The organism is Streptomyces sp. NPDC058375 (assembly GCF_042723425.1).
GTDB lineage: Bacteria > Actinomycetota > Actinomycetes > Streptomycetales > Streptomycetaceae > Streptomyces > Streptomyces durocortorensis.
In genome coordinates this window covers 1-3,703 of sequence record NZ_JBHXJG010000415.1, presented here as the reverse complement: position 1 = coordinate 3,703, position 3,703 = coordinate 1, and the positions used below count along the sequence as shown (strand labels likewise).

General features: G+C 69.7%; 2 protein-coding genes. Both read left to right on the top strand.

The window, feature by feature from the left end; translation table 11 throughout:
- Positions 1–110: 110 nt before the first annotated feature.
- Positions 111–734, top strand: coding sequence for a GntR family transcriptional regulator (locus ACFWM7_RS34370; RefSeq protein ID WP_383268452.1), 624 nt, complete (start codon positions 111–113; stop codon positions 732–734).
- Between the two features lie 256 nt (positions 735–990).
- Positions 991–3,663, top strand: a complete 2,673-nt coding sequence (aceE, locus tag ACFWM7_RS34365; RefSeq protein ID WP_383268449.1) for a pyruvate dehydrogenase (acetyl-transferring), homodimeric type — start codon at positions 991–993, stop codon at positions 3,661–3,663.
- The last annotated feature ends 40 nt before the right edge of the window (positions 3,664–3,703 follow it).

The window sequence follows — 3,703 nt, the reverse complement described above, 5'->3', positions numbered from 1 at the left end:
GTCCGGAACTCTTCCGGGCGGGGGCGCCGCCGTATTGTCTAAACAGCCCGGGAGGCCCACCGCCACCGTGATGATGTAGGCAGCACCGGTCTGCCCTGAAGGAGCACCACATGACCCCGCCCGTCATCCACTCGCTGCGCGAACAGATCCGCGAGCACATCGTGGAGGGGATCGTCAGCGGGCGCTGGAAGCCGGGTGAGCGGATCGTGGAGCGCCGCATCGCCACCGAGCTGGAGGTCAGCCAGACCCCGGTGCGCGAGGCGCTACGCGAGCTGGAGACGCTCCGGCTGATCGAGTCGGCCCCCAACAAGGGCGTCCGGGTCCGCAATCTGACCGCCGCCGACCTGGAGGAGAGCTACCCGGTCCGGGCCGGCCTGGAGCAGATCGCGGCCGAGCTGGCGGCCCCCCGGCTCGGCCAGGACTGCTCGGCGCTGGCTCCGCACGTGGCGGCGCTGTACGAGGCGGACCGGCTGGCCGACGGTGAGGCGCAGGTGCGGCACACGGTCGGCTTCCACCGGGAGCTGGTGCGGGCCGCCGGGAACGCGGTGCTGCTGCACACCTGGGAGGGGCTGGGCATCGAGGTGTTCACGGCGCTGTCGATCCGCTGGCTGGGCACGGTGCAGAAGTCGTACGCGGAGGAGCACCAGGCGCTCATCGACGCGTTCCTCTCCGAGGACCCGCAGATCGGGGCCCTGGTGAAGGCGCACGTGCTGGGCTGCGCACCGCGAGCCTGAACCACCGCATCATGTGGCGTGCGACCTGCTCTTCCGTGCAGGTCAGCGCCCTTTTTGCGCCCTATTTCGCGTCACTCCGTGCCCTGTTTCGAGGCACCCCATGCCACTTTTCTTCGTATCGAGAAGTTTTGCCTTCAATCCTTTGATCGATCATCGATCAGCGACTTACAGTTCATTCGCGGGCCCACCGGCCCCATCGCTCTGTCCTGCCAGATAGAGCCTTCTCCACCCCCCTCCTCTCCGGAAGGCGGCGATCATGACCGACCCCGTAGGAAAGCTTCCGAGCGAGCTCGACCAGCTCCCGGACCGTGACCCCGAGGAGACCGCCGAATGGGCGGCCTCCCTGGACGCCGTCACCAAGGCTGCCGGCCCGCACCGTGCCGCGTACCTGATGCGCCGCTCGCTGCAGCACGCCGAGGGCGCCGGTCTCGCGCTGCCCAAGCTGCTGGAGACCGATTACGTCAACACCATCCCGACCGCCGCCGAGCCCGCGTTCGACGGCGACCTGGAGATGGAGTCGAAGATCACCGCGTGGAACCGCTGGAACGCGGCCGCGATGGTGACCCGGGGAGCCAGGTACGGGGTCGGCGGCCACATCGCCACCTTCGCCTCGGCGGCCTGGCTCTACGAGACCGGCTTCAACCACTTCTTCCGCGGCAAGGAGGGGGACGGCTCCGGCGACCAGCTCTACATCCAGGGCCACGCCTCCCCCGGCATCTACGCCCGCGCCTTCCTCGACGGCCGCCTCAGCGAGCAGCAGCTCGACCACTTCCGCCAGGAGTCAGGTGGCGAGGGCCTGCCCTCCTACCCGCACCCGCGGCGGCTGCCCTGGCTGTGGGAGTTCCCCACCGTGTCGATGGGCCTCGGCCCGCTCTCGGCCATCTACCAGGCGCGCTTCAACCGCTATCTGGCCAACCGGTCCATCAAGGACACGGCCAACTCGCACGTCTGGGCCTTCCTGGGCGACGGCGAGATGGACGAGCCGGAGTCGACCGCCGCCCTGGCGCTGGCGGCCCGTGAGCAGCTCGACAACCTGACCTTCGTCATCAACTGCAACCTGCAGCGCCTCGACGGCCCGGTCCGCGCCAACTTCCGCGTGGTCCAGGAGCTGGAGGCGCAGTTCCGCGGGGCCGGCTGGAACGTCGTCAAGACGCTCTGGGGCAACGCCTGGGACGAGCTGTTCCAGCTGGACACCCAGGGTGCGCTGCTGCGCCGCCTGCGCGAGGTCCCGGACGCGCAGTTCCAGACGTACGCCACCCGCGACGTCGCCTACATCCGCGAGCACTTCTTCGGCACCGAGCCCGCCCTCGTCGAGCTGGCGAAACTGCTCACCGACGCGAAGATCGCCGAGTGTTTCTACACCTCGCGCGGCGGCCACGAGGCCCGCAAGGTCTACGCGGCGTACAAGGCGGCGGTCGAGCACAAGGGCGCGCCGACCGTGATCCTGGCCCAGACGGTCAAGGGCTACACGCTCGGCAAGGGCTTCGAGTCCAAGAACGCCAACCACCAGATGAAGAAGCTGTCGATCGACGAGTTCAAGGGCATGCGCGAGCTGCTCGGCCTCCCGATCCCCGACAGCGCCTTCCAGGACGGCCTGGTCCCCTACGGCCACCCGGGCGTCGACTCCCCCGAGGTCCGCTACCTCCAGGAGCGCCGCGCCGCCCTCGGCGGCCCGGCCCCCGCTCGCCGGCTACACGCCTCCGCTCCGCTCCCGCAGCCCGAGGAGCGCGCGTTCAAGGCCCTGTACAAGGGGTCCGGCAAGCAGGAGATGGCCACCACCATGGCGTTCGTCCGCCTGGTGAAGGACCTGATGCGGGACAAGGAGACCGGCAAGCGCTGGGTGCCGATCGTCCCGGACGAGGCCCGTACCTTCGGTATGGAGTCGCTGTTCCCGTCGGCCGGTATCTACTCGCCGCTGGGTCAGACGTACGACCCGGTCGACCGCGACCAGCTGATGTACTACAAGGAGGCCAAGGACGGCCAGATCCTCAACGAGGGGATCACCGAGGCCGGGGCCATGGCCGACTTCATCGCCGCCGCCACGTCGTACGCGACGCACGGCGAGACGATGATCCCGTTCTACATCTTCTACTCGATGTTCGGCTGGCAGCGGACCGGCGACCAGATGTGGCAGCTCGCCGACCAGCTCGGCAAGGGCTTCATCGTCGGCGCCACGGCGGGCCGTACGACCCTGACGGGTGAGGGCCTCCAGCACGCGGACGGCCACTCGCACCTGATCGCGGCCACCAACCCGGCCTCGCTCAACTACGACCCGGCGTTCGCGTACGAGGTGGCGGTGATCGTCAAGGACGGTCTGCGCCGGATGTACGGCCCCGACGCCGAGGACGTCTTCTACTACCTGACGGTCTACAACGAGCCGAAGCCCCAGCCCGCGATGCCCGAGGGCGTCGAGGAGGGCATCGTCAAGGGCCTGTACCGCTTCAAGGAGGGCACGCCCGCGAAGGCGGACGCGCCGCGCCTGCAGGTGCTGGCCTCCGGTACGGCGATCCACTGGGCCCTTCAGGCCCAGGAGTTGCTGTCCGCCGACTGGGGTGTCACGGCCGACGTCTGGTCCGCCACCTCGTGGGGCGAGCTGCGCCGCGACGCGCTGGCGGCCGACGAGGCGCTGCTCCGCGGTGAGGTGCAGGTCCCGTACGTGACGCAGGCGCTCTCCGGAGCGCCGGGCCCGGTGCTCGCGGTCAGCGACTGGATGCGCCAGGTGCCGGACCAGATCAGCCAGTGGGTGGAGCAGGACTGGTCCTCGCTCGGCACGGACGGCTTCGGCCTCTCCGACACCCGCGAGGCGGCCCGCCGTCACTTCGGCGTCGACGCCCAGTCGATCGTGGTGGCCTCGCTGGCCCAGCTCGCCAAGCGCGGCGAGATCCCGGCCTCGGCGGTCAAGGAGGCCCGGGAGCGCTACGGCCTCTGAGTCCCTGCCTGATCCACGGCCGCAGGGGCGGAAGTGCCTT

What these genes read in the sequence shown, in the direction of transcription:
- aceE (WP_383268449.1), top strand. Translation starts at nt 991, where the DNA reads ATGACCGACCCCGTAGGAAAGCTTCCGAGCGAGCTCGACCAGCTCCCG.
- ACFWM7_RS34370 (WP_383268452.1), top strand. Translation starts at nt 111, where the DNA reads ATGACCCCGCCCGTCATCCACTCGCTGCGCGAACAGATCCGCGAGCAC.